The sequence below is a fragment of the Marinomonas sp. S3726 genome (assembly GCF_000967665.1).
Taxonomy (GTDB): Bacteria; Pseudomonadota; Gammaproteobacteria; order Pseudomonadales; family Marinomonadaceae; genus Marinomonas.
The window spans coordinates 36,766-60,367 of sequence record NZ_JXYC01000033.1 but is presented as its reverse complement, the minus strand read 5'-3'; the positions used below and the strand labels follow the sequence as shown (position 1 = coordinate 60,367).

Here is a 23,602-nt window from a genome sequence, read left to right as displayed (position 1 = left end):
TTACTCCATAAAGCTAAAACAACATTCATCTGTGAATTATGTTTTTTGTTTCTTCCATTCATTACAGTTTTCATAACTCCTTAACAATAAAGGTGGTATTTGAGTTCCTTCGAATGACTTAAATTGCATCCAATGCATATCGTTTATTATCTTTGGAACGAGTATAATTTTTTGTTGGTATATATTTTAATAGGCCTTCTTCTGCCAATCCGAGAAATACACTTTTTGGACACCCTATTTCACGATTGCTAACCGATTCAGGAAATACTCCTTGTGTTGCATTGCTCCACGCTTCTATAGATAGGTGAAGAACAATTGCGAGCAACCTTGTCGGCCTGAATAGCAAGATAATCATAATTAGACATTTTAACTCCCTAATTATATTTAGCCTTTCGTAGTTGTATTAAATACTCCTATTAAAATATTCTTAGCTCATCTGAATACTCTAATTAAATGAGAGTTTCGATTAACACTTCTAGCTTCAAAAAAGTACCCACCAATAACCATCGTAATTAATGCGCTAGGTACCGACCATAAACCTAATCCCCAAAACATTGGAATTTTCTGCCCTATCCATTCAGATGAAAAGAATGGAAAAAAAGTCATCGTCAGCAATGATATAAAACCAACCAAAAATATCGCATTTCTTCTGATGTTAAACCTTTCTTGATTGCTAAGTCCGTATATAACTGTCCCATGGCATCCAAGACATACGTGCACACCGTGCTGAAATGGGGTACTGCAATGCCCGCATGTATGCATTTTTATTTGTGGCTCAATTAATTGCCCTTTCGATTTTAGCACTGTCATCTGAACTGTATTTGCAACACGATTAGCATCTCCGTTCCATAATAAAAAGAGCTTGTCATTTAAAAGTGGGAATTCTTCTACAACGCTATCAATTTCATTCTGAGTACCAACTAAAATTGGGATTATTATTGCTCTTCCTGATTTTGCTTCTAAATTAAGTACTGCAGATAACTCTTTTCTTGGCCAGTTTTTAGCCATGAAGGATCGGCTAATAATCACTACGACGAAATCTGATTCTCTAAGCCCTTCATTAATTTTTTCGGAGATACTTTCACCAGCAAATATTTCAGCTTCATCAACCCAGCAACTAATTCCTCGCTCGGAAAGAGAATGTACTAATGGCCGAATAATTGAAGACTTATCTTCACATGCATGACAAATAAAAATATCTTTTCTCATATACAGTATTTATCCTATTGAATTTCATCGTTATCAATCTCAGTAAGATCTTCGACTCCAGCCATATCTGCTAGCATTTTCGAATATATTCTCAACGTTTTTTGGAGCTCATCAAGTTCAACTCTAAACTCTCTACATTTTATCGGATCTTCAAATGCATTTTTTAAAGATAAATTATGCCATTTAGCAGTAAACGGTCTAACCACTTGATTAAGCACAATTATGGCAATTTTTGTAAACTCTACACAATTACGGCCATTGTTTTTCATAACATCACGTGTAATAGAAAATATTGCAAAAATACTATTCAAAGCAGTCTCTTCGTCACCGTGATCTTTGCTAAGGCTTTGAGTTGTTATTCTTGTTAACAATTCAACATAAAGCTCCCAAGCTGCAGTTTTATCTTCATCTTGGGGTTTCCACTCCATATCCAGAAATGGAGTTTTGATTTTAAGAGATGTCATATCCCAGTTTTCTAGCCATTTACTCCACTTCATAATTTACACCAGTTTGAGATTAAACGATTTTTCCCAAGCATATTTCGAGAATTATCTAGAATAAATTGGTAGAAGTTAGCACTTCTACCAATTAGTTTATTTTAGCCAGCTGATTAGCTCCGACATACTCCAATTTTTAATTTCATGGCTATTAGCAAAGCTTGGTAAGCCTGAACCATAATCACCTTTCACTCTCATGAAAAGGATATCAGGGCTTCTCTTTAAAGATTTAAACGTTTCAACTTCCCACTTTACCCATTTAGAACTATGCGTATCTCGTCCTATCAATACCAAAAGTTTTGATGATTCTTTAAGTTTACGCTCAATAGCATCTCGAACTTCTTTGGATGCAGGGTCTTCTGGCATTCTTCTATTTACATCGCCGTATACATTTCTTACTGGTTCATCCAGTGAGTTATCATGAAATGATACTGAGTTGTTTGTATTTGCCTTAATAGACTCCATATCTCTTTTAGCATTTTGGTCATCATGATCATAACTAATAAAAACAGTTCTCATTTATTACTTCCTTTTAAGTTTTAAACTTTCGTCTCTTACATCTAAGAAAAATTTAGAGAACGATTATAAAAGGAGTTAATGAAAAGAAACTAGTGAACGTCGCTCACTTAGATTGTAAATAAGATGGCTATATGAACAAACAATTGAGAGATAATTAAACCCTCATTGGAATCAGTGAGAGCGGCATTAGGTTAAAGCTTATTTGTTTTGCGAAAACAGTTTAGCAACCCCTAACGTAGTAGCAGCTTGGTAAGTAACATTAGCTTGCTGTTGAGCATAAACCGCATTTGCAGTAGCAATTGCGACAGAGTTACCTATAGTTTGATACAGGCTGCCCATTGCAGGCGCTTCTGCCAAGACTTTGGTATTGGTTGCCGTTATCGCATCAACTACTGCACCGCTAACGACTGTTGGTTGAAATTTCTCATCCATGATTTTCTCCATAAACTTTTTAAACTAGTGGATATGAAAATAGTTCATAAAAGGCTGTAAAAACAGCTCTAAATGTCGTTTATAAGATACCCTCTAACACAATAAATTACTAAACTCACGAATAATCATGGAGAGCACTTCATTGAGTTTTTACTATACTAACCACATTGAAAATGTTCGAGAGGGAGTTAGAATTAGTGACATGTTTCATTTTCTGGTTACCCTCTACACGCTTTAATTTTAAAGCCTTAAAGGGGTTATTGCTTCTTTGCTCCATATGCTTTCACTCAATGTTTACTTTAGCGGCTCCTGCTGAAAAAACTGTGATTGTGCTTGGTACGTTTAATTACCCACCTCTCATGATTGACGATCGACTTAGCGCAGATGAGCGTTTTAATAGCGGAATGAGCGTTAGACATGGCATAGGGGTAGATTTTATAAAGAATGCTTTTAGAAATAACGAAGCATATCAACTAAAAATTAAGTTCTACCCGCCAAAGCGTGCTATGGCTCAGTTTGTATACCGTGACACAGATATCTTCTTGGGAAGCAGAATGGATGTTCCTGAAATTAAAGATGAAATTATTCCGATAAAGATTATCTCTCTAAAATCTGTATTGTTCTGTATGCCAACTCAGTGCGACTTAGCTAACCAGAAAGATTCACCGACAAACCTTGGATATATATCATCCATTACAGGAAGCCCTGTCAATGACCCTCTAGAGAGAAAAGGCAATCAGGTTGTCGCATTACAAGATATAGAAAAAACCTTTATACATATGCTAAGAGGACGTTCTGACTATGTTGCCGCAATTGATTTTGCGGGCTACCACACTTTACGAGCAAACGACTTTATAGGCTCGAAAAATGTAGAACAAACTAAACATGTTTTAATGGAAATTCCATATGATGCGGTGGTTTACAAAGACAGCATTCATTCTCAAGCGATAATAAACATTTTAAAAGCAGAGCTTCGAAGGGTTAATCTTATGATAGAACCAGACAAGTTAGTTGCTAACTATTTTCAGGTAAGTGGCCCTTAATAAATTGAAAGGGCCATTTAGCCAGAATACTCAAGACTTATCTAAACTCGTCAGGCTGTGAGCCTGCACTATATAAGTTATAAACTTTTAATAAGTTAAATCCACTTTCTAGTGCATTGCTGTAGCCTAGAAAGTGGTTTACTTGATAAAAGAGCTGCCTTGTTCAAATTTGGTTTATTATTTTATTCAAGCCTAAAAATATGATCCGTAGACTTTTTCCCCATGCTAATCACGATATCATCTGAGAGCCTGGCTAGCTTAAGTATTGCTTGTCTTTCTAGGCCCGTTTTGCTCATAACCCGCTTGATACTTGTCCATTTAAAGCTACTCATTTCTATTACTTTTTTAATTGCTTGGAGGTCATCCGCTCCTTCATCTTTATCCATCACTTTTTCATCTTCAGGTGTCACTGACTCATAGACATCTGTCGCTATTGCGTCTATTTGTTCTTGTGCGCTACTGACAAATTGCTCTATCTCGCTCTCAGTCTCTTCTACAAACTCTTTTAAAGCATTCTCATGTTTTGTCATTTCAGAAAGGGTTTTATTGATAAAGACTTTAAACTCTTCCTTCTGGGCATTCATATCTTTAACTGTGTTTACTAGCTCGGTATGTAGTTCAAGAATGGCTTCCTTTTTTCATTCACTTCTTTTTTGACATCATCTAATTCATTTCGTGTTCGCCTAACATCAAACCCAAACACCCAAATACCTAATGCAGCAATCACCGCAATAAACACACCTCCAATTACCATATAAAGCTGTAGTAATTCGAGAATGTCTCCAATTTCTATTGCTTCAGCTTTCACTGATTGAGCATATATAGAGCCTAAAACGAAGACTGAGAACATGGTTTTATTCATCATAATACTTCCATTTTATTATTCGGTTTTTATGGTTTGCTTTACCGCAGCCTGTGTCTGGCTAGGTACTTTCCCCACTTAAACATTAACACAACTCAAATTATTGGCCCTACAAACTGCAAGGCATCAAGAAACCAACTCACCTTCTCACCTCTATAAACCTGTTATATGGAAGGTATTTTTTCCGTCCAAAATTCTAAAAAAACCAATTACTTAGCATTCACCTTCTTTTTAAAAATTATTTTCAACAAAATAAATTAACCAAAGTTATTGATAATTTTAATAACCATAGTTTATATTTATTCAAACAAAAGGTAACCAAGGTTATCAAAAATTCCCAGTCAAAGGATTTGATTATGTTAATTCTCAGCCGTAGACCGTCAGAAACCGTCCGTATAGGCAACAACATTACCGTCACTGTATTAGCAGTAAGAGGCAACCAAGTTCGCTTGGGCGTCCATGCGCCACAAGATATCTCTATTCATCGAGAAGAAATCTTTCAGCGCATTCAAAGTTACGTTGGTGAAGTAACCCTAGCAGATACTGTTTCTCAGTTAGATAACCAAGCAATGCAGGAGCAAACCGCATGAGTACTCAAGGACAAGCAGATACACCAATAATGCCTAATCAGCTAATTAAGCATGGGCTTCAACTCGACCGCATCGAATTTAGACCCGAAGCGATTGCCGGCACTGATAAGTTCGGATCACCAATTAGCGTCGGTCTAATCTTGCTGGAGATGCAGAAACTCGAAAGCACTATTGCTGCCCTAGAAGCACAGCTTAATCATGAGCTATCGCTACGCACGGTAAACAACAACGGCAATGTGGTTGCCATGATCGAAGCGCTCAGCCTTTACGCCAATATCAAAAACTGGGCAAACCCTCGTGATCAATACGGCGACTTGAACGAACAGCAAGCCAATACATGGTTTAAAAACCACAACGGCTACGAACCCGCCCTAAAAGCACTGCAAGCCCTCGGCACCGACGAGCTACGCAGTTTATCCCTATACAAAGTGGCTTAATAAATTAATGGCTTTTGCCAAGGAGTGATTTATGTCTTTTGCAGTATTTGGAGTATCGATAGAAACCGCAACAAAACAAGCGCGTATGCAGCTTAATCGCATACGTAAACAAGACATAAAGAAAACCGAGAGACAAAGAGAAAAACTTAGGAAGGACGGCGAAACTCACTGCGCTTTCTACCGTTATTTGAATGAGTTGATTGGGCTTAAACCTACGCAAGAAACCTTTGACGAGACTGTCCAAGAGCTAATCCCTCAACTCATGAAAAAGCTGACACCCAAGCAATTAAGCCCACTTTACAGTATGCCGAGCATCTGTGAAGAATTTAAAACCATTGCTAAAAAGCATGGTGCTGTAAAGCTGATTACCAAACAGCAGGTCGCAGAACCAGATAAGAAAATACACGGTAAATTCAAGCGTGTATGGAAAGAACCAAAACCCACTTTTTGTTAATTTGACTCAAGGAGAGCATCATGACAGATACAGCAACTACGAAAGAGCAACCAAGTACAGCCGAATCAGCTTTAATTGAACGGTTAGATACATTGATTCAAACTCTGCAAATGCCAAAGATCCCTAAGAACAAGGAGCTTTGGAACTCTGCACAAGCTTCGAACTACTTGGGACTATCCAAGAATAAATTTATGTATAGCGTGGCTTGCAAACGCACCTTCCCTAAACCACGTAACGTCGGTGATTCGATTAATAGTACGAATTATCGTTGGCTAGCTGGTGAGGTGATGAGCTGGGCCGAAGCCCAGAAGATGAGGTAAGAGTTAATCCAACATCAAAGCCACTTCTGCCATATCTGGGGCATAGTAGACTTTTTGCAGTATTCTAAGGTCTGTATGCCCTGATATCTTGGCAAGGTTAAGTACATCTACTTTCTTCGCTAATCTCGTTAAAGCTTCTCTTCTTAAGTCATGAAAGTGCAAATCATCAATCAAACATTTGCTTCGAATCTTTCTAAAATTCACATCGAGACTATCTGACTTAAGCCCAAACGCTTTTCGCTTGCAATCATCTAAGCCTTGTAACCCTTTAAGCACAGTTACTGCTGTTGTTGATAATGGCACGGTACGAGGATTACCGTTCTTGGTTTTAGGGAGGTGGACTGTTCGCCTTTCTAGATCTATGTCTTCCCATGACATATTGCAGATTTCACCAGCTCGCATGGCGGTTTCGATCGCAAAGACTATTGCAGCACCAATACGTTCACGCTTAGATTCTGGCGGGTTAATTAAATCGTATTGAGTGGCTATCATTAACTGATCAAACTCACCTTCTTGCAATCGCCTTGTTCGTGAGTCTGGTTCGGCAGGTCGTTTTACGCGTGACATTGGATTCTCATGTAACCAGCCCCATTCTTTTGCACACTGACTACAAATAGCAGACAGTACGGTCCACTCTCTTAAGACGGTACCAGGTGCAACTTCTTGTAGGCGACGATCACGCCACTCAGCAAAATGCTTAGACTGTAAATCTTCGAGAGGGATATACACAAGAGGGTCTGGTCGGGCATCACCTTTACCAAGCCAACGGTCGATGCGTCTGATTTCAAACTTCTGACCACGTTTAGTAATGCTGATGGTATCTCGATAACGTTCTAACGCATCTTGAAAAGGTCTGTCGGGGATATCTCTTGATTTGCTTTCTTTTGCTAAGCGTTCTTTTTCGCTCGCCCATTCCAAAGCTTCTCGCCTTGTTGTGAAGCCATCTTTCGTTTTTCGCTGTCCATTTATGCGAGCTTGTCCACGCCATGACGTGTTCTTCCTATATGCACTTGGCATATGTCCTCCTTGATGGGTGCTCTAGCGGGTGCTAAAAAGGTGCAAAGTTTCTAGAAACATAGCATATGATAAGGAAAGTAGACAATTTGAGGAATACGCTAAAAAACGCTGAAAGCCAGAGTAGGCAAGGGATTGAGGAGAGTTTAATTTATTACAGGCATAAAAAAAGGCACCAAATGGTGCCCGGGACCGGAATCGAACCGGTACGGTATTACTACCGCAAGATTTTAAGTCTTGTGCGTCTACCAATTTCGCCACCCGGGCACATCTAGCTTTTGCTACATGTTCTGATTATGGAGGCCGGAGTCGGAATCGAACCGGCGTTGACGGAGTTGCAGTCCGCTGCATGACCACTCTGCCATCCGGCCTTAAATCAGATTATCTTCTACTGGAGCGGGAAACGAGGCTCGAACTCGCGACCCCAACCTTGGCAAGGTTGTGCTCTACCACTGAGCTATTCCCGCGTTCAGAAGATGGTGCATATTCTATGTATTTCTGATCCTGCGTCAAGCAATAATTCTAAATAAATCCATTAACTTAGCGTTTTATTTCTTTTTAGATCAATAATTGTTCTAAGTGATTATTTTTTATCCGATACTGATGGTGCTAGGTGTGGCCAAGCTGCTTTTAAGTAAACATACATAGACCAAAGCGTTAATAACGCAGCAAGAATCAGTACAATTTCACCTAGGTTTGCCCATTTAGTATCTGGCTCATTACCCAATAAAATAAAGATGGCTAACATTTGCATACTTGTTTTGAGCTTGCCGACATAAGAAACCGCTACACTTGCTCGCTTCCCCATTTCTGCCATCCATTCTCTTAGGGCTGAAATGACGATTTCACGACCAACGATCACGGCAGCGGCTACTGTCATTAATGGGTTTGCATAACTTTCGACAAGTAGCACAAGTGCAATTGACACCATAAGCTTATCTGCAACTGGATCGAAGAAAGCACCAAAAGCAGATGTTTGGTTCAACTTTCTCGCTAAATAACCATCTAGCCAATCGGTTATTGCTGCGGCGGCAAATACGGCAGCACAAATTACATAACGTCCATCCCAAGGCAAGTAATACAATACAACCAAAATGGGTATCATAAAAATTCGGATAGACGTCAAAATATTCGGTATATTCATTTATTTTCTGCTTAGTCTTTTTTGCTAATCAATAGCTTGAGCTGATTTTTCGTTAATACGATGTATTTTTAAGGATGATGCTATTTAGTAACATAATCATAACACTTATGTTTGATGGAGAAAGCGGTAAACTTCTTGTGCCATATTACTACTGATACCTTTCACCTTACCTATCTCCTCCTGACTCGCCGCTTTTAACTCTTGTATTCCACCAAAAGCTGTTAATAAACTTTTACGACGAGTTGGGCCTACTCCTGGAATCCCTTCTAAAGTAGAGTGTCGACGCTTTTTATCTCGTCTTTTTCTATGGGTTTTTATCGCAAACCTGTGCGCTTCATCACGAATGTGCTGTATGAGATGCAAAGCGGCTGAATCAGGAGGCAATACTACCTCATCTTCCTTGCAACCTATATAAAGAGTTTCCAACCCTGGTTTTCGAGTTTCGCCTTTTGCCACACCTAATAAAAAAATTTGGTTTAGGCCTAACTCACTCAATACCTCTTCGGCTTGGGTTAACTGACCTTTACCACCGTCGACTAAGAGAACATCTGGCGCTTCTAATTCACCGGACTTAACTCGTTTATAACGCCTTGTTAATGCCTGCTTCATTGCGCCGTAATCATCACCAGGTTCTACGCCTTCTATATTAAAAGAACGATAACGTTTTTTATCTGGCCCTTCTGGCCCAAACACAACACAGGAAGCAACCGTTGCTTCACCACTAGAATGACTGATATCAAAACATTCCATTTGTTTTGGTGGCTCAGACAAACCTAATAGCTTTTGCAAAGCAGTTGCTCGGCTAAAGTGATGCTTTTTATCCAATAAACGGGTTTGCAAACCTTGCTCAGCATTTAACTTAGCAAGGTCAAGCCATCTGGCTCTCTGGCCTCTTACGTTGCAGGTGATCTCAACCTTTTTTAAGGTACTTTCAAATATGGCGGCTGTAAGCACTTCGGTGTCACTAGGCTCGTGACTCAAAATTAACGCCTTAGGTAACTCTTGAGCACCGCCTATATAGGATTGAGCAATAAAGTTAGTTAATAACTCACCTTCATTCATCTCAAGTGGCATTTTAGGGTAGTAGCTTTTACTCCCAACAACCTTGCCCCCTCGAATCATCATAAGATGAACGCAATGCCCACCAGGCTGAATCAGAGCGGCAAGCACATCTGCCTCACCCGATTGCCCATAAACATATTGTTGTTCTTGAATATGTTTAAGCTGAGTAATCTGATCTCTTAATTCCGCGGCTCGCTCAAATTCCATATCAGCTGCGGCAGCGCTCATATTTTGGGTAATTTCACTAACTAATTCTTGGTCTTTTCCCTCTAAAAACATACGTGTATGACGCACATCTTTGGCGTACTCCTCGTCTGTAATGAGATCTACGCAAGGTGCAGAGCAACGCTTAATTTGATATTGGAGGCATGGACGAGATCGATTGGCATAATAGCTATCTTCACACTGGCGCACTTTGAAGACTTTCTGCATGGTCGTAAGGCTTTCTCTAACCGCTGTGCCACTCGGAAAAGGGCCAAACAACTTACCTTCTTCAGACTTACCACCACGACGAAACAGCAAAGCAGGATGCTGATGTTGAGACAGGAGAATATAGGGATAGGATTTATCATCCCTTAATAAAATATTATAAGGTGGTCTATGTTGTTTGATTAACGTTTGCTCTAACAAAAGCGCTTCTGTTTCGCTCTTGGTTAGGGTTACTTCTATATCATCAATGCGGTTAACCAAGGCCATGGTTTTTGTCGTGAGACCTGTGTTTCTAAAATAACTAGAAACACGGTTCTTTAAGTTTTTTGCCTTACCCACATAAAGTAGCTCACCTTTACCGTACATGCGGTAGACCCCTGGTCGGGTCGTAAGGTTGCTAATAAAATGTTTTGCATCAAATTCAATGTGAGTCAAACAAACCTCAAACAGCCAAATATAATCAATCTAGAACACCTAATTTTAGGTTAGATGGTGTGTTCCATAATGTAGCAAAATTCAGAGTGTTTGTTGACCCTAGAGAGAGGACTTAATCAGGACGGCTATCGATTAAACTTAATCAACAGCGCCAACACCTAATAAGTTATGGCGCATTGCCAGACGAGCTAATTCTACATCACTACCAATAGACAGTTTTTCAAACATACGATAACGGTAGGTATTAACCGTCTTTGCGCTTAAGTTCAGCTTTTCAGCTATATCTTGAACTTTGCGACAGTCTACTATCATTTGAGCAATCTGTAGTTCACGGTCTGATAAGCTATCTAATGGTGTCTCCCCTTCCTCTTTGGACATTTGAGATAGAGCCATTTTTTGAGCAACATCAGAACTTATGTACTTGCCACCTTTAGCGACTTTTTCAATCGCTCCTATCATTTCATCTAAGGCGATACCTTTAGTAATATAACCAGAAGCACCCGCTTCGATCAGCTTGGTAGGATAAGGGTTATCATCTAAGGCAGAAAGCGCAATGACTTTTGTTTTTGGTACCAAACGTTTAATTTCTTTGGTTGCACCCAAGCCACCAATACCCGGCATGTGAACATCCATAAGTACAATATCCGGTTGTTGCTCTTTAGTAAGTGAAATAGCTTCTTCACCACTTGCGGCACAACCTACAACTTGCAAATTGGACACATCCTGTAACATGCGACTGATCCCAGTACTGACAATTTCGTGATCATCAACAATTAATACTTTCAGCACCTAATTTCACCTCTATTTTACGCTTTCAAGTTTTCAATATAAGGGATTATTTCTTGTATTTAAAATTGTTTTGTCAAAATAGATGTCAAAAAAACAAATCAACACAATTGGAGCCCACCCAAGTAGGGTGAAACACTTATAATTCAAACAATTACGTAAAGTTAGTTAACCATTCACCTTTATTCAGGTAGTTGCAGGTCAAATCCTTTTTCAGCTAAATCGGCTTGGCTTTTAGCACGATATCTTGCTCTTATTTGTGTTCCTTTGGTTTTTTTAAGGTAATAAAGCAAACAAGCAATATCCCCTTCAGGCAAACCTGTTTTTTTCATCAAGTCTGGAATCAAACTGGCAAGATGATCTTCTTGACGGTTTTCAATCAGGGGCACACTAGGAATAACCAAAACTTGGCCCTGAACGATTTTATCAACTTGCTCATTATAGTTTTTTTCAAAAGCCGGCCATGTTTTAGATTCTTCATCCGACTTTAAGCTATACCAACCAGTAGCAGCTCCAGCATGATAAACCGCAGGATGAGACCAAGAGAACTCTAATGGATTAATGCGACATTGGCTCGCTTCAAGGTAGGCTGTTCTCGTATCAACTAAACCATAAGCCCCGTAGGCCTTTGAAATAAGCTGTAAAAATTCAGCGATGGTTGGCGGCCATGCATAAGTCTCTTTCGACCTTTCAACAGCATAAGCCAAGAGTGGCTCTTTAAAGCCTTTTATAGCTATTGCCCACTCTCTTTTAGCTAGTTTTACTTCATCGGGGTTCGCATAGGCAGACGCAAATTTGTGTGTGTAAATTGCTTTAAAACGAGCAAAAAGCATATTAACCAAAACTCGAGTTTGCTGCTGGGCATCCGAACTTTCTTGTTGTGATTGCTGACTGTACTCTTGACTACCAGTCTGTGTCGTGGATGTTTGTGAGTGCATCGCTAACTTGTTCTTTAGAGGTTCGATTAGTGTATGAGCTGCCTTGGGTGCCTTCATGCGAGGATCTATCCGATTGTTTATATTGCCATTGACGTTTTACATATTTGAAAAATTCGCTGTTCCAAGTGCGTACATTCTTTCTTTGTTCTTTTATCCGTAACAAGAATTCTGCGAGCAGTTGTAATGCAAATTGGCGATTAATTCCAGCCTGCGAAATTTGCTCTAAAGTACTCTCTTCAGGCTGCCACTGATCAGGTTGACGAGTTCTTTCTTTCTGCTCTAAATATAGATCGAAGTCAGACACTCCGCGACGTTTATCTTCTTGGCTTTTATGAGCGCCAGGCCACGAATTGGTTGCCGACCTTGGAGGAGATTCAGACGCTGCTGGATATTGTCCTTGCCCTTGTTTGTTCGCATATTGCATATGAGAACTAGCCAAATTCTTGCGGCTCTTTAACCTTGACGGATCAGGGTTAACTGAAGGTTGAGTTTTAGCCTGCCTTTGTAAACGACCAATCCTATCAACTAATTCATCATTTGATTGCGAAGATTCAGAGCTCGACGGCACAGCTGTAGCTGCATGATAAGTTTGACTGTTTACTTTAGGTTCAGGGTCTTGCATTTGCCCTTGACCATCTAAATAGACGATTAACTTCCCGTTTTCACGCTGAAAACTTAACACTTGATTAGCTTGTAGGTTAGAAAAAATACGCTGCAACATAGGACCAGTCCAGAACGGAAGTTGGGCCGCTAAAACAGACATTTCGAAACTAAGTACTCGACTTGATAACATGAAAGCATGCTGTTCTAAAAACGCAATTAAAACAGATTCTTCCAGACCAATCTCTTGAGCTGTGCGAAATGAAATCGGCAATATAAAATCGTTGCTGGGCATTTTATCTATCTACTTCAATTGTCTTTAAATCAAAATGCAGTGTAGCAAATTGACTTATTTGAAGCACTAAAAGGATGCTTTAAAAATCATCTAGGGCTTAAACATTTATTTGTTACAGAGTGATTAAAGCGTATTGACAGGCATTTATCAGAATTCTATGCTGAAACTGTGCCGTGTGGTTTTTATATTTAAAAAACCTATTTTAACGGTCCAACTTTGCCAAGGAGAAAGTTGTATGTATACAATCAATATTACTGGACACCACGTCGACGTCACTCCCGCTCTAAAAGAACACATCAATGAAAAAATGGATAAACTAGGTAGACTTAGTGATCAGATCACCACTATCCATGTCACTCTCATGCAAGACAATAATGAACAAAAAGCAGAAGCAACCATTCATCTTCCAGGTAAAGAGCTTTTTGCAGCTGCTGTTTCTGAAAACCGCCTGTTCCATGCAATTGATGCCATGACAGAAAAACTGGCGAGACAAATTGATAAACATAAAACCCGAAAAAGTGCGAACCACCAAAAACCTATGGTCGCATCTTGATCTAAATCAAATCATATTAATTTTCATAAAACACCGCTTATTAGCGGTGTTTTTTTGTCTCCCACTTATTTCCCCACGTTTTTAACAAAGCAATACAAGGAAATTACGCACAAACACTTGAGTTTTATGGCCAGCGTCTCCATATTAGCTATATAGATTTGACCTTAATGGAGATTATGATGCGTTATACCGATGCAATCAGTTCAAGCCAAACACAAGAAGCGGCAAACAAAACTTTAAGAAACACTTATGGACTTTTGTCATTAACCCTACTTTTTAGTGCCTTCACTGCAGGCGCTAGTATGGCATTCAACTTACCTCACCCAGGACTAATCATTACCCTAGTTGGTTTTTACGGCCTACTATTTTTCATTAGTAAATTTCAAAATTCTGGGTTAGGCATTGTTTTAGTTTTTGCTCTAACAGGTTTTATGGGAATTACCATTGGGCCGATCTTAAACGCTTATCTAAGTTTGCCTAACGGCACGTCTTTAGTTATGAACGCTTTGGGCTTAACAGGTTTAGCTTTCTTAGGCCTTTCTGCTTATGCATTAATCTCTAAACAAGATTTCAGCTTTCTAAAAGGCTTTTTGACTGTTGGTGTGTTTGTTCTATTGTTTGCCATGATTCTTGGCTTTTTTGTTCAAATCCCAGCACTACAAATCTTTATCTCTGCAGGCTTCGCACTTTTCTCTGCTGCTATGATTCTGTATCAAACAGGCGAAATCGTAAGAGGCGGTGAGACCAATTATGTAATGGCCACTGTGACTCTATTTATCTCTATCTACAACCTATTCCTTAGCTTGCTAGCTCTTTTAGGCATGGCTAACGACGACTAGTTGTTTATTGTAAACTAGCAAATAGCTCCATAACTATAGGCCGCATATGTGGCCTTTAGTTTTTTTGATCGTCATATAACCTTTTGTTAGGCCCAAACATGCTTTACGCACTTTTCATCCATGGTTCACCTTTTCAAACAAAAGCCTGCCACTCAGCTTTATCTTTTGCCAAAACAATCATTGCGAGCAAAGAGCACCAATTAAAGGGTGTGTTTTTCTATCAGGATGCTGTGCTTATTGGCAATCGCTTTAATCAATGCCCAAGAGATGAGTTTGATATTCAAGCGGCTTGGCAAACACTGTCAAAAGACTATGGCATTGAACTGACACTTTGCATTGCAGCAGCTGTAAGGCGTGGCATCATGAGCGAACCTGAAAGTAAAAGGTATGAGCTAGAAAGTGCAAGTCTAGCCTCTCAATTCCAACTTGAGGGCCTTGGCACCTTTGTATCCTTTATGAATGATTGTGACAAAATAATTAGTTTTAAGTGAGCACAAGATGGGTAAGACTCTCATACATATCACCAGCTCTCCTTATACGGGACTGGCAGTAAAAGAAGCACTAGACCTAGCTATGGTTCTAGCTACATTTGAACAAGATGTAGATCTCGCTTTTTCGGGTGCTGGTATCGCCCTTCTTCATCAAAACCAATTACCAGATGAGAGCCAAGGTAAAGCACTTTATAAAATGCTAGCCAGTTTCGAATTTTATGATATAGACAACCTCTATCTTCCTGAGTCACAAATACCTAAAGAAGGTATAGAAATTACTTCTCTTGCATCTAGTCTGTCTGAATTAGAGTGGAAAGACATGTTAACTCGTTACCAACACACTTTTAGGTTTTAAGCATGCCGCGTTTACATCAACTAAATAAAGCCAATTACCCAGCCAATACTGAGCATGAGATTCTTTTAAGTTTGCAGCAGAATGATGCCATATTACTCATTGAAGAAGGCGTACTTAAAGCAGATAAAGATGAATCCTTATTTAGAAAAGCAAATAGTTTAAATATTAAAATTTATGCTTTAGAGCAAGACATAAAAACCTATGCCCTCATTGCTGAAAGTCTCGATATTATTAACAATGAAGAATGGTTAGAGTTAACCAGTAAATTTGAACAGCACACAGCTTGGTAGCAAGATATGACATCGTTTGAAACACTATTAGACCAAGAAGGTTATCTGATTAAACTTGAAGATTGGTCTGAAGAGCTAACATCTTATTTAGCTGATCAGGAAGAAATCATCTTAACGGATGCACACTGGGAAATAATATTCCTGTTGCGAGACTTTTATCAAGAATATGAAGTTTCCCCAGCTATGAGACCTTTAGTAAAAGCCGTTAGCAAAAAGCTTGGGAGCGATAAAGGCAAAAGTATCTACTTAATGCAGCTATTTCCTGGTAGTCCGGCAAAACTGATCGCAAAACTTGCAGGCTTACCCAAACCTGCTAACTGCCTATAAATTGTTCTATCAATAGCTATAGTTTATAGGCAGCTTCTAACTTCAACCTATGGCTTAAACCAAGATAAACGCGTTTGCAGCTTAACTACATCACCTATAATTAATAAGCTAGGTGATTTTACTTCGTTATCTATTACTACTTGGTTAATCTCACAAATATTAGAAGTGAAAACTCTTTGAGAAAGTGTTGTCCCTTTCTCAACCACAGCAACAGACATATCTTTATTCATTCCATGGGCAACCAGCTTCTCAGCGGTTTCAGCAAGACCAGTTAACCCCATATAAATCACTAAAGTTTGTGCTGGATGTACTAGCTCACCCCAGGGAAGGTCTGTTGAGCCATCTTTTAAATGCCCGGTTACAAAGCGCACGGATTGCGCATAATCTCTATGAGTTAGTGGTATGCCTGCATAAGCAGCACAGCCAGCAGCAGCCGTGACACCTGGGATAACTTCAAATTCAACACCGGCATCCACCAACTCTTCTATCTCTTCGCCACCACGTCCAAAAATAAAAGGGTCTCCCCCTTTTAAACGAACAACACACTTGCCCTCAGCCGCTTTTTCACACAAAAGCTTATTAATATCTTCCTGAGGCAGGCTATGCTTTGATTTAGCCTTACCAACATATAAGGCTTCGGCACTATCAGGAATAAGTGCAATAATTTGATCACCAACTAAGCGATCATAAAGAACGACATCAGCTTGAGTTAATATCCTATGGGCTTTCAGTGTTAATAACTCTGGATCACCTGGACCGCCCCCAACTAAATAAACCTTACCACTCATAATTTTTCTCAAAATATTTGTCAAAAAAAACGCCTCTGTAATGAGAGGCGTCCTTTATAAATTAGTTTAGCTGAACTAAATTAATTTTGATTCGCACTCAACTTAGTTTTTCCACCCATATAAGGCACAAGCGCCTCAGGCACATCAACAGAACCATCTTCGTTTTGATAATTCTCAAGTACAGCAACTAAAGTTCTACCAACAGCAAGACCAGAACCATTCAAGGTATGTGCCAATTCTGGACGACCTGTTTCCGGATTACGCCAGCGAGCTTGCATACGACGTGCTTGGAAGTCTCCCATATTAGAACAAGATGAAATTTCACGATATTTGCCCTGACCTGGTAGCCACACTTCAATATCATAAGTTTTGTGTGCAGAGAAACCTAAATCTCCACCACACAGTATTACTGTACGATAAGGCAGGTTTAACTTCTTCAAAATAACTTCAGCATCTTGAACCAAATCTTCAAGCACTTGCTCTGAACGATCTGGGCGACAAACATGCACTAATTCAACTTTTTCGAATTGATGCTGACGAATCATACCACGCGTATCACGACCATAACTTCCCGCTTCACTTCTAAAACAAGGTGTATGAGCAACAAACTTTTTATGAAGTTCTGCATCATTTAAGATCTCGTCACGCACCAAATTGGTTACAGGTACTTCCGCTGTCGGGATAAGGTAAAGGTCATTATTACCACTTTCTTTATCGACTGGCACCTTAAACAAATCAGCTTCAAACTTTGGTAACTGACCTGTTCCTTTTAAAGAATGCTCGTTAACTAGGTAAGGAACATAAACTTCACTATAACCATGCTCATCTGCATGGGTATTAATCATAAATTGAGTCAAGGCACGGTGTAGACGCGCTAAGTCTTGTCTCATAACAGCAAAACGAGAACCTGTTAATTTAACTGCAGCTTCAAAGTCTAGTTGCCCTAAGTGTTCACCTAGATCTACGTGATCCTTAGGCTCAAAAGAAAATTCACGAATATCACCCCAACGGCGAATTTCTACGTTATCGTCTTCTGTCGCACCAGCTGGAACTGATTCGTGAGGCACATTAGGAATACTAGCAAGAATAAGATCCATATCATGCTGAACTTGAGCAAGCTGCTCCTTCGCATTAGCTAGATCATCACCCAAGGTTGCTGTTTGCGCTTTAAGCTCAGCCGCCTTGTCTTTATCACCAGCCTTCATGGCCATACCAATTTCTTTAGAAACAGAGTTGCGGGACTGTTGCAGATTCTCAGTTTCGACCTGAATGGATTTACGACGCTCTTCTAGGCCAACAAAAGCGGCAACGTCTAGTTCAAAACCTTTTTTCTTGAGACTTAGAGCAACCGCTTCTGGGTCTGCTCTTAATGCTTTAATGTCCAACATTTCTGCAACTCTTTCCTCTATGAGTTAGCGCTAAGGTTATATTTATACATAACGGCGCATAACAAGAATTAATAAAATTATTTAAGGGCGACTATACTACTACGATTAACTTAACATTAAACAATAAGATGTATGATATTCTGCAATTAAATGAGTCTTGCTGCTAAAATTCCTAGCCAAGTGCCAATAACACCACAAAAACAGCTTAATAATAAGTAGCTGATCGCACTAAGCCAAGCTTGCTGATTCAGTAACGCAACTATTTCTAATGAGAAAGTAGAAAAGGTAGTAAAAGCCCCTAAGAACCCAACCATTAAGAGTGGTCGATAAGCCTCTAAAGCTGTGATGCGCTCCGTCATAAGCACAAACAACACCCCCATTACAAAGCAGCCAATGACATTAACAGTAAAGGTCGCTATCGGAAAAGCCCCTTGATTAAACTGAGCAAAGTATTTTGCAACAGAAAATCGCCCCATAGCGCCAATAGCGCCACCTAAAGCAACCATCAAATATGCACTCATATAAAGATTCTTATCTAGTCGGTAATAGAAGGTTAATTATTAGAATATGGATCTGAATTATCATAATGAGGGTTGTGAGAGTCAAATTCATACCGCTTATTTGCACTTGACTCATTTAGCTCATTTAACCATGCCAACTTATCTGAGATTTTTTTCTCTAAACCTCTATCCGTCGGGTGATAGAAAGTGTGGCCAACTAGCTCTGGCGGCAAATAAGACTCTCCTGCGGCAAAGGCATTCTCTTCATTATGAGCGTATCGATAATCTTCCCCATGCCCCATTTCTTTTGCCAGTTTAGTTGGCGCATTACGTAAATGATTTGGGACATCATGACTTGGCTGCTCAGCAACTAAAGACATTGCTTGTTTGAAAGCGTTATAAACCGCATTACTCTTAGGCGCACAAGCAAGATATACAGCCGCTTGTGCGATAGCTCTATTCCCTTCACCGGGACCTACTCTATGGTAAATATCCCATGCGTTAAGCGCTACTTGTAAGGCTCTTGGGTCTGCATTGCCAATATCTTCTGATGCAATTGCCAATAGACGCCTTGCAATATAAAGAGGGTCACAACCTCCATCTAGCATACGCGCCATCCAATAAAGGGCACCATCAGCAGATGAGCCTCTTACTGACTTATGAAATGCAGATATTTGATCATAGAAAGCATCGCCACCTTTATCGAAGGCCCTATAAGATTGCCCTAAAACATCAACTAGCTGAGCTTCAGTTACTTGCTTTTTACCATCCTCTTCTGTCGCCATATCCACTAAAACTTCGAGAAGGTTTAGTGATCGCCTAACATCACCATCTGCTGCATGGGCGATAGCATCAATGAAGCTAGCTTCGATCAGAATATTATCCTTACCATAACCATGCTCTTGATCTGTCAGTGCTCGCTCAAGCCCTTGTCGAATAATTGCTTGGGTTGGTTTCTTGAGGCTATAAACCCTCGCCCTTGAAAGTAAGGCTGAGTTTAATTCAAACGCAGGATTTTCAGTTGTGGCACCAATAAACAAAAAAGTACCATCTTCGATGTAAGGCAGAAATGCATCTTGCTGGGACTTATTAAATCTATGTACCTCATCAACAAACAACACAGTTTGCCCTGAGTTCATCATTTTATGTTGCTTAGCTTGATCAACGGCTGCTCTAATGTCTTTTACACCAGACATAACGGCAGATAACTCTAAGAAATGCGCCTGTAACTGATGTGATAATAATTTGGCAAATGTCGTTTTACCCACACCTGGAGGGCCCCAAAGTATAAAAGAGTGGCATCGACCTGTTTCTATCATCCTCTTTAAAGGCTTTCCGTCACCCACCAGATGATCTTGACCTAAGTAGTCAGATAGGCTTTTTGGTCGCATACGAGCAGCTAGCGGCTCATATAAATCCCATTGACTTTCAAACAGGTCTTGCATTAATTAACCTTTGCTTTTAACCGTTTTATCAAGCAAACCTGGCTCAACTAATAAATCTACTTCAGCAGGCAGGTCAACTTGAAAGTTACCATCTGCAACACCATCATGATGCTCCACATTGTTAAATTCAATCACTGTAGTTTGACCTAGACTATCTTGTATACTCATAGCTTCAATGGCGTTACTTCTAAATGACAAGGTCAATGTAGAAAATAAATCCACCTCTTCTTTGGGTTCTAATCTAAACCTTTGCTCCCCTAGCTGTGATATTTCGTAATGAGGCAAAACATCGTTAGCTGGACGCCCTAATAAAGCAGCAGGCGAATTACCTAAAGCACCCTCAAGCGGTTTTTGTGTCGCTTGCTCAAGATCTACATCCCAAACTGTAATCCATTGTCCATTAGAAATGATTCTTTGAGGGAATGGAGTAATCGTATCCCATACAAAGCGATTAGGTTCGGCTAATAAAAAAACACCTTCATTAGCCTGTAATTGATGGCCTTCTTCGTCATAGGTAACTTGACGAAACTCACCTTCGATATTGCGATTCGATTCTAGTAATTGAGTTAGAAGCTCACTTGCTACACTGATACTCATACCTAAAGACAACATCAGCATAATTAATATTTTTTGCATTTTAAAATCTCAAACTCTCATAAAAAAGATAGCCAATAAGCAGACTAATAAATAACAGCTAGCCTACTCTGGTATCAGAACTTCACGCTGGCCGTTAGTTCCCATAGAACTTACTAAACCAGCCGCTTCCATTGCCTCAACTAAGTTTGCAGCACGGTTATAACCAATTTTTAATCGCCTCTGAATGGATGATATAGAGGCTTTTCTTGTCTCAATTACAATAGCAACAGCCTCATCATAAAGTGCATCTTTATCTTCCGAGCCAGAATCTGTCATTAGATCTTCTGGGTTAACAACAACATCAGAAATATATTGAGGCTCTCCACGCTTTTTCCATTCCTCAACAACTGCATGCACCTCTTCATCAGAAACAAAAGCACCATGCACTCGAATTGGTGTTGGAAGACCAGCAGGCAAATAAAGCATATCACCCTGACCTAATAGCTGGTCAGCGCCACCTTGATCCAAAATTGTTCTTGAATCAATTTTTGAGGACACTTGGAAAGCCATTCGAGTCGGCACGTTAGCTTTGATCAAGCCGGTAATAACATCTACTGAAGGTCTTTGCGTCGCTAATATTAGATGTATCCCTGCTGCCCTCGCTTTTTGGGCAATACGAGCAATCAGTTCTTCTACTTTTTTACCCACTATCATCATCATATCAGCAAATTCATCCACGACAATGACGATATAAGGTAAGGGCTCTAACAGGGGAACACTTCTAGCAACACCCTCTTGGGAGAACATTGCATCATGCTCTGGCTGCCATAATGGGTCTTCAATCGGGTTACCTGCTTCTATAGCTTCTCTAACTTTCTTATTAAAGCCAGCTAGATTTCTCACTCCTAATTTAGACATGAGCTTGTAACGACGTTCCATTTCATCGACAGACCAACGAAGCCCATTGGCTGCATCTTTCATATCCGTGATAACAGGGGTTAACAAATGAGGAATGCCTTCATAAATAGAAAGCTCCAACATTTTAGGGTCAACCATGATCATTCTAACTTGATCAGGGGATGACTTGAGCAACATACTCATAATCATGGAGTTAACGCCAACAGACTTACCAGAGCCCGTTGTGCCGGCAACCAATAAGTGCGGCATTTTGGCTAGATCAACAACAACAGGTTCACCTGAAATATCATGACCTAAAGAAATGGTAAGAGGAGATGTGGCATTATCGTAAATATCACAGTTAATGACTTCACTAAAGTAAACAATATCCCTTACATCATTAGGAATCTCTATACCTATTGTCGATTTACCTGCTATTACTTCAACTACACGAACACTCATCACACTTAAAGAGCGCGCCAAATCTTTCGCTAAGTTAGTAATACGAGAAACCTTAACGCCAGGTGCAGGCTGTATTTCAAATCGAGTAATAACTGGACCAGGATTTACTTCGACCACTTCAACCTTTACACCAAAGTCAGCTAACCTTTGCTCTAATAAAGCAGATAAAGAAAGCAACTCATCTTCTGAGTAGCCACCTTTTTTAGGCTGAGGTTGAGTTAAAACACTTCTATCAGGCAATGAATAACTCATCACGGCCTCTTTCGTCTGCCCATTAGGCTCTTGGCTTGCTAACTTATCTAATTGCTTAGCTTCAGATAATGTTTTTACCGCTGGCTTACTCTGGGAAGCATCAATTTGCTCAAGCTCATCCCTAATTGAAGCATTCTCTTCTAAGCTATTAAGGCTCTTCTGTTTAAAAGCCTCTGCAAGCTGACTTTCTTGAGATTCAATAGGCGTTACTTCACTGGCCTTTTCAGCGCTTTCTATAATTTTTGCCTCAGGCCTTTTACTATTTTCATCTTGTTTGGCCGCCACTTGATTAGTAACGCCCCGCCCACCTGCACTCTCTAACCCTAGGTCATTTTCATCTTCAATATAAAGGGTATCACTGAACGCGAGGTCAACATCATCCAATGCGATATCATCTAAAGACCCAAAATTTGGCTCTTCTTTTGACTTAGACTCCCTAGATTTTGAGTCATCACTAACTCTATTTTTTTGAGCTAATTTATGAGTATCTAACTTTGCAACACCTTCTTCAGATTCTTCTTTTGCTGAAGATTTAAACAGTGAGGAGACTCTATTAAAGAGTTTTTTACCTTTATTATCAGAGTGAGTATTAGATGAAGACTCGTCAATTTCATTAGGTACAGATGAAACCTCAACCTTAGGCGAAGCGCCTGTCGTTTCTAACTTACTCTTCTTTAATTTTCGCTTGTAAGCAGGTTCATCCAATTCATCAAGCGAATCATCATAGTCAGCATTCTTTTCTTCTGAGTTATGTTTTTGTCTGTTTTCAAATTTCGCTTTTAGGCTATTCAGCACTTTGAGTACATAAAAACCTAATCTCTCAACAATAAGCGCCCAATGAGCTTGGCTAATAAGGGTTATGGACAGAATAAAAAGAGCCAAACTGACCAGTGTCGCCCCATCATAACCAACCCAATAAAAAAGCAACTCACCTAAAGCACGACCAAGAATACCACCATGACCATATTGTAAGTTGTCATACCCAATGGAATGCAAAAAGCAAAGCGTAGAACCAGCAGATAAATATAGAAGACAACCAAAGGTTACTAAGGACACATTAGCAATAGATTGCAACTGATTAACATTACGCCAGCAAACAAAGGCGCACAATAAAAATACGAAAGGGAACGAAACAAAAAGAGAGCCAAAAAAGGCAGAAAGGATATCCGTTAAAGTAGCACCAATGGCCCCCATAGAGTTCTGAGTTGCTGAACCATCACCAGAGTAGAACCAACCAGCATCATGCACATCATAAGAAAATGTCGCAAAGCTGAAAAAAAGAAATATCAACAAGGCAAATAAACCTAAACCTTGTTTGGTAATCGTTGTCATAGCGGGTGATCGTAACGACTCACTCATACAAAAGTATCCAT

General features: G+C 39.8%; 29 protein-coding genes and 3 tRNA genes. 11 read left to right on the top strand and 21 right to left on the bottom strand.

Annotated features, from left to right (window positions below):
• Nucleotides 1-432 precede the first annotated feature (432 nt).
• The 4 genes from TW85_RS25705 to TW85_RS21780 all read right to left on the bottom strand — a co-directional run bounded on the left by TW85_RS25705 (nt 433) and on the right by TW85_RS21780 (nt 2,657).
• Nucleotides 433-1,209 carry a toll/interleukin-1 receptor domain-containing protein gene (locus TW85_RS25705; RefSeq protein ID WP_052702358.1) on the bottom strand — a complete coding sequence of 259 codons (777 nt, stop codon included), beginning with the start codon at nt 1,207-1,209 and terminating at the stop codon, nt 433-435.
• Between the two features lie 14 nt (nt 1,210-1,223).
• Complete coding sequence (locus TW85_RS21790; protein ID WP_046019266.1) at nt 1,224-1,706, bottom strand: hypothetical protein; 483 nt, start codon at nt 1,704-1,706, stop codon at nt 1,224-1,226.
• Nucleotides 1,707-1,802: 96 nt separating this feature from the next.
• Nucleotides 1,803-2,225: a TIR domain-containing protein gene (locus TW85_RS21785; RefSeq protein ID WP_046019265.1), complete on the bottom strand. Its 423-nt coding sequence runs from the start codon at nt 2,223-2,225 to the stop codon at nt 1,803-1,805.
• A gap of 198 nt (nt 2,226-2,423) precedes the next feature.
• Nucleotides 2,424-2,657, bottom strand: coding sequence for a RebB family R body protein (locus tag TW85_RS21780; protein WP_157197003.1), 234 nt, complete (start codon nt 2,655-2,657; stop codon nt 2,424-2,426).
• 290 nt (nt 2,658-2,947) lie between these two features.
• On the opposite strand from TW85_RS21780, the gene TW85_RS21775 reads away from it, so the two are divergent.
• Nucleotides 2,948-3,700: a hypothetical protein gene (locus TW85_RS21775; protein ID WP_046019263.1), complete on the top strand. Its 753-nt coding sequence runs from the start codon at nt 2,948-2,950 to the stop codon at nt 3,698-3,700.
• Nucleotides 3,701-3,882: 182 nt separating this feature from the next.
• On the opposite strand, the gene TW85_RS21770 is transcribed toward TW85_RS21775, so the two are convergent.
• Together TW85_RS21770 and TW85_RS21765 are read right to left on the bottom strand one after the other, a co-directional pair.
• A complete protein-coding gene (locus tag TW85_RS21770) occupies nt 3,883-4,284 on the bottom strand; it encodes a hypothetical protein (protein WP_046019262.1) in 402 nt (133 codons plus the stop codon).
• A gap of 17 nt (nt 4,285-4,301) precedes the next feature.
• Nucleotides 4,302-4,565: a hypothetical protein gene (locus TW85_RS21765; protein WP_046019261.1), complete on the bottom strand. Its 264-nt coding sequence runs from the start codon at nt 4,563-4,565 to the stop codon at nt 4,302-4,304.
• Nucleotides 4,566-4,918: 353 nt separating this feature from the next.
• On the opposite strand from TW85_RS21765, the gene csrA reads away from it, so the two are divergent.
• Genes csrA through TW85_RS21745 form a run of 4 tightly spaced genes read left to right on the top strand, consistent with a single transcriptional unit; the run spans nt 4,919 to nt 6,363 of the window.
• Entirely contained in the window at nt 4,919-5,152 is a 234-nt protein-coding gene (csrA, locus tag TW85_RS21760) for a carbon storage regulator CsrA (protein WP_046019260.1), read from the top strand.
• Nucleotides 5,149-5,589 (top strand): hypothetical protein, encoded by a 441-nt coding sequence (locus tag TW85_RS21755; RefSeq protein WP_046019259.1) that lies wholly within the window; start codon nt 5,149-5,151, stop codon nt 5,587-5,589. Before csrA ends, TW85_RS21755 begins: the two co-directional genes overlap by 4 nt.
• Nucleotides 5,590-5,620: 31 nt before the next feature.
• Nucleotides 5,621-6,043 carry a hypothetical protein gene (locus tag TW85_RS21750; RefSeq protein ID WP_046019258.1) on the top strand — a complete coding sequence of 141 codons (423 nt, stop codon included), beginning with the start codon at nt 5,621-5,623 and terminating at the stop codon, nt 6,041-6,043.
• Between the two features lie 20 nt (nt 6,044-6,063).
• Complete coding sequence (locus tag TW85_RS21745; RefSeq protein ID WP_046019257.1) at nt 6,064-6,363, top strand: hypothetical protein; 300 nt, start codon at nt 6,064-6,066, stop codon at nt 6,361-6,363.
• Nucleotides 6,364-6,366: 3 nt separating this feature from the next.
• Here the strand turns inward: TW85_RS21745 and TW85_RS21740 are convergent, their stop codons facing one another.
• The 9 genes from TW85_RS21740 to TW85_RS21700 all read right to left on the bottom strand — a co-directional run bounded on the left by TW85_RS21740 (nt 6,367) and on the right by TW85_RS21700 (nt 13,066).
• Nucleotides 6,367-7,380, bottom strand: a complete 1,014-nt coding sequence (locus TW85_RS21740; protein WP_046019256.1) for a site-specific integrase — start codon at nt 7,378-7,380, stop codon at nt 6,367-6,369.
• Between the two features lie 177 nt (nt 7,381-7,557).
• Nucleotides 7,558-7,644: transfer RNA gene (locus tag TW85_RS21735), tRNA-Leu, on the bottom strand.
• Between the two features lie 30 nt (nt 7,645-7,674).
• Nucleotides 7,675-7,748: transfer RNA gene (locus TW85_RS21730), tRNA-Cys, on the bottom strand.
• Between the two features lie 21 nt (nt 7,749-7,769).
• Nucleotides 7,770-7,844, bottom strand: a tRNA-Gly gene (locus tag TW85_RS21725).
• A 116-nt stretch (nt 7,845-7,960) separates the two neighbouring features.
• Entirely contained in the window at nt 7,961-8,521 is a 561-nt protein-coding gene (pgsA, locus tag TW85_RS21720; RefSeq protein WP_046019255.1) for a CDP-diacylglycerol--glycerol-3-phosphate 3-phosphatidyltransferase, read from the bottom strand.
• A gap of 105 nt (nt 8,522-8,626) precedes the next feature.
• Nucleotides 8,627-10,447: an excinuclease ABC subunit UvrC gene (gene uvrC / locus TW85_RS21715; RefSeq protein WP_046019254.1), complete on the bottom strand. Its 1,821-nt coding sequence runs from the start codon at nt 10,445-10,447 to the stop codon at nt 8,627-8,629.
• A gap of 138 nt (nt 10,448-10,585) precedes the next feature.
• Nucleotides 10,586-11,236 (bottom strand): UvrY/SirA/GacA family response regulator transcription factor, encoded by a 651-nt coding sequence (gene uvrY, locus TW85_RS21710; RefSeq protein WP_046019253.1) that lies wholly within the window; start codon nt 11,234-11,236, stop codon nt 10,586-10,588.
• Nucleotides 11,237-11,415: 179 nt separating this feature from the next.
• Nucleotides 11,416-12,171 (bottom strand): replication protein P, encoded by a 756-nt coding sequence (locus TW85_RS21705; RefSeq protein ID WP_084616467.1) that lies wholly within the window; start codon nt 12,169-12,171, stop codon nt 11,416-11,418.
• Entirely contained in the window at nt 12,137-13,066 is a 930-nt protein-coding gene (locus tag TW85_RS21700; protein WP_046019252.1) for a DnaT-like ssDNA-binding domain-containing protein, read from the bottom strand. The genes TW85_RS21705 and TW85_RS21700 overlap by 35 nt, the downstream gene beginning before the upstream one ends.
• A 235-nt stretch (nt 13,067-13,301) precedes the next feature.
• Here TW85_RS21700 and raiA point away from each other — a divergent pair, with 235 nt between their 5' ends.
• The 6 genes from raiA to TW85_RS21670 all read left to right on the top strand — a co-directional run bounded on the left by raiA (nt 13,302) and on the right by TW85_RS21670 (nt 15,921).
• Complete coding sequence (gene raiA, locus TW85_RS21695; RefSeq protein ID WP_046019251.1) at nt 13,302-13,619, top strand: ribosome-associated translation inhibitor RaiA; 318 nt, start codon at nt 13,302-13,304, stop codon at nt 13,617-13,619.
• 179 nt (nt 13,620-13,798) lie between these two features.
• The gene (locus TW85_RS21690) at nt 13,799-14,458 is read left to right on the top strand and encodes a Bax inhibitor-1/YccA family protein (protein WP_046019250.1); all 660 of its coding nucleotides are present in this window, start codon (nt 13,799-13,801) and stop codon (nt 14,456-14,458) included.
• A gap of 98 nt (nt 14,459-14,556) precedes the next feature.
• Nucleotides 14,557-14,949, top strand: coding sequence for a sulfurtransferase complex subunit TusD (gene tusD / locus TW85_RS21685; RefSeq protein WP_046019249.1), 393 nt, complete (start codon nt 14,557-14,559; stop codon nt 14,947-14,949).
• 7 nt (nt 14,950-14,956) lie between these two features.
• Nucleotides 14,957-15,304 carry a DsrE family protein gene (locus TW85_RS21680; RefSeq protein WP_046019248.1) on the top strand — a complete coding sequence of 116 codons (348 nt, stop codon included), beginning with the start codon at nt 14,957-14,959 and terminating at the stop codon, nt 15,302-15,304.
• 2 nt (nt 15,305-15,306) lie between these two features.
• Nucleotides 15,307-15,594 carry a DsrH/TusB family sulfur metabolism protein gene (locus TW85_RS21675; RefSeq protein ID WP_046019247.1) on the top strand — a complete coding sequence of 96 codons (288 nt, stop codon included), beginning with the start codon at nt 15,307-15,309 and terminating at the stop codon, nt 15,592-15,594.
• Nucleotides 15,595-15,600: 6 nt separating this feature from the next.
• Nucleotides 15,601-15,921, top strand: coding sequence for a TusE/DsrC/DsvC family sulfur relay protein (locus TW85_RS21670; RefSeq protein ID WP_046019246.1), 321 nt, complete (start codon nt 15,601-15,603; stop codon nt 15,919-15,921).
• 47 nt (nt 15,922-15,968) lie between these two features.
• Here TW85_RS21670 and cobA read toward each other — a convergent pair whose 3' ends face one another.
• From cobA to TW85_RS21640, 6 genes are all read right to left on the bottom strand, one after another.
• Nucleotides 15,969-16,709 (bottom strand): uroporphyrinogen-III C-methyltransferase, encoded by a 741-nt coding sequence (gene cobA, locus TW85_RS21665; RefSeq protein WP_046019245.1) that lies wholly within the window; start codon nt 16,707-16,709, stop codon nt 15,969-15,971.
• Between the two features lie 80 nt (nt 16,710-16,789).
• Nucleotides 16,790-18,097, bottom strand: a complete 1,308-nt coding sequence (gene serS, locus TW85_RS21660) for a serine--tRNA ligase (RefSeq protein ID WP_046019244.1) — start codon at nt 18,095-18,097, stop codon at nt 16,790-16,792.
• Between the two features lie 146 nt (nt 18,098-18,243).
• A complete protein-coding gene (crcB, locus tag TW85_RS21655) occupies nt 18,244-18,618 on the bottom strand; it encodes a fluoride efflux transporter CrcB (RefSeq protein ID WP_046019243.1) in 375 nt (124 codons plus the stop codon).
• Nucleotides 18,619-18,650: 32 nt separating this feature from the next.
• Nucleotides 18,651-20,042: a replication-associated recombination protein A gene (locus TW85_RS21650; protein ID WP_046019242.1), complete on the bottom strand. Its 1,392-nt coding sequence runs from the start codon at nt 20,040-20,042 to the stop codon at nt 18,651-18,653.
• Between the two features lie 3 nt (nt 20,043-20,045).
• Nucleotides 20,046-20,678 (bottom strand): outer membrane lipoprotein chaperone LolA, encoded by a 633-nt coding sequence (gene lolA, locus TW85_RS21645; RefSeq protein ID WP_046019241.1) that lies wholly within the window; start codon nt 20,676-20,678, stop codon nt 20,046-20,048.
• A 63-nt stretch (nt 20,679-20,741) separates the two neighbouring features.
• On the bottom strand, nt 20,742-23,588 hold the full coding sequence (locus TW85_RS21640; protein ID WP_046019240.1) for a DNA translocase FtsK: 2,847 nt from the start codon (nt 23,586-23,588) through the stop codon (nt 20,742-20,744).
• Nucleotides 23,589-23,602: the final 14 nt, after the last annotated feature.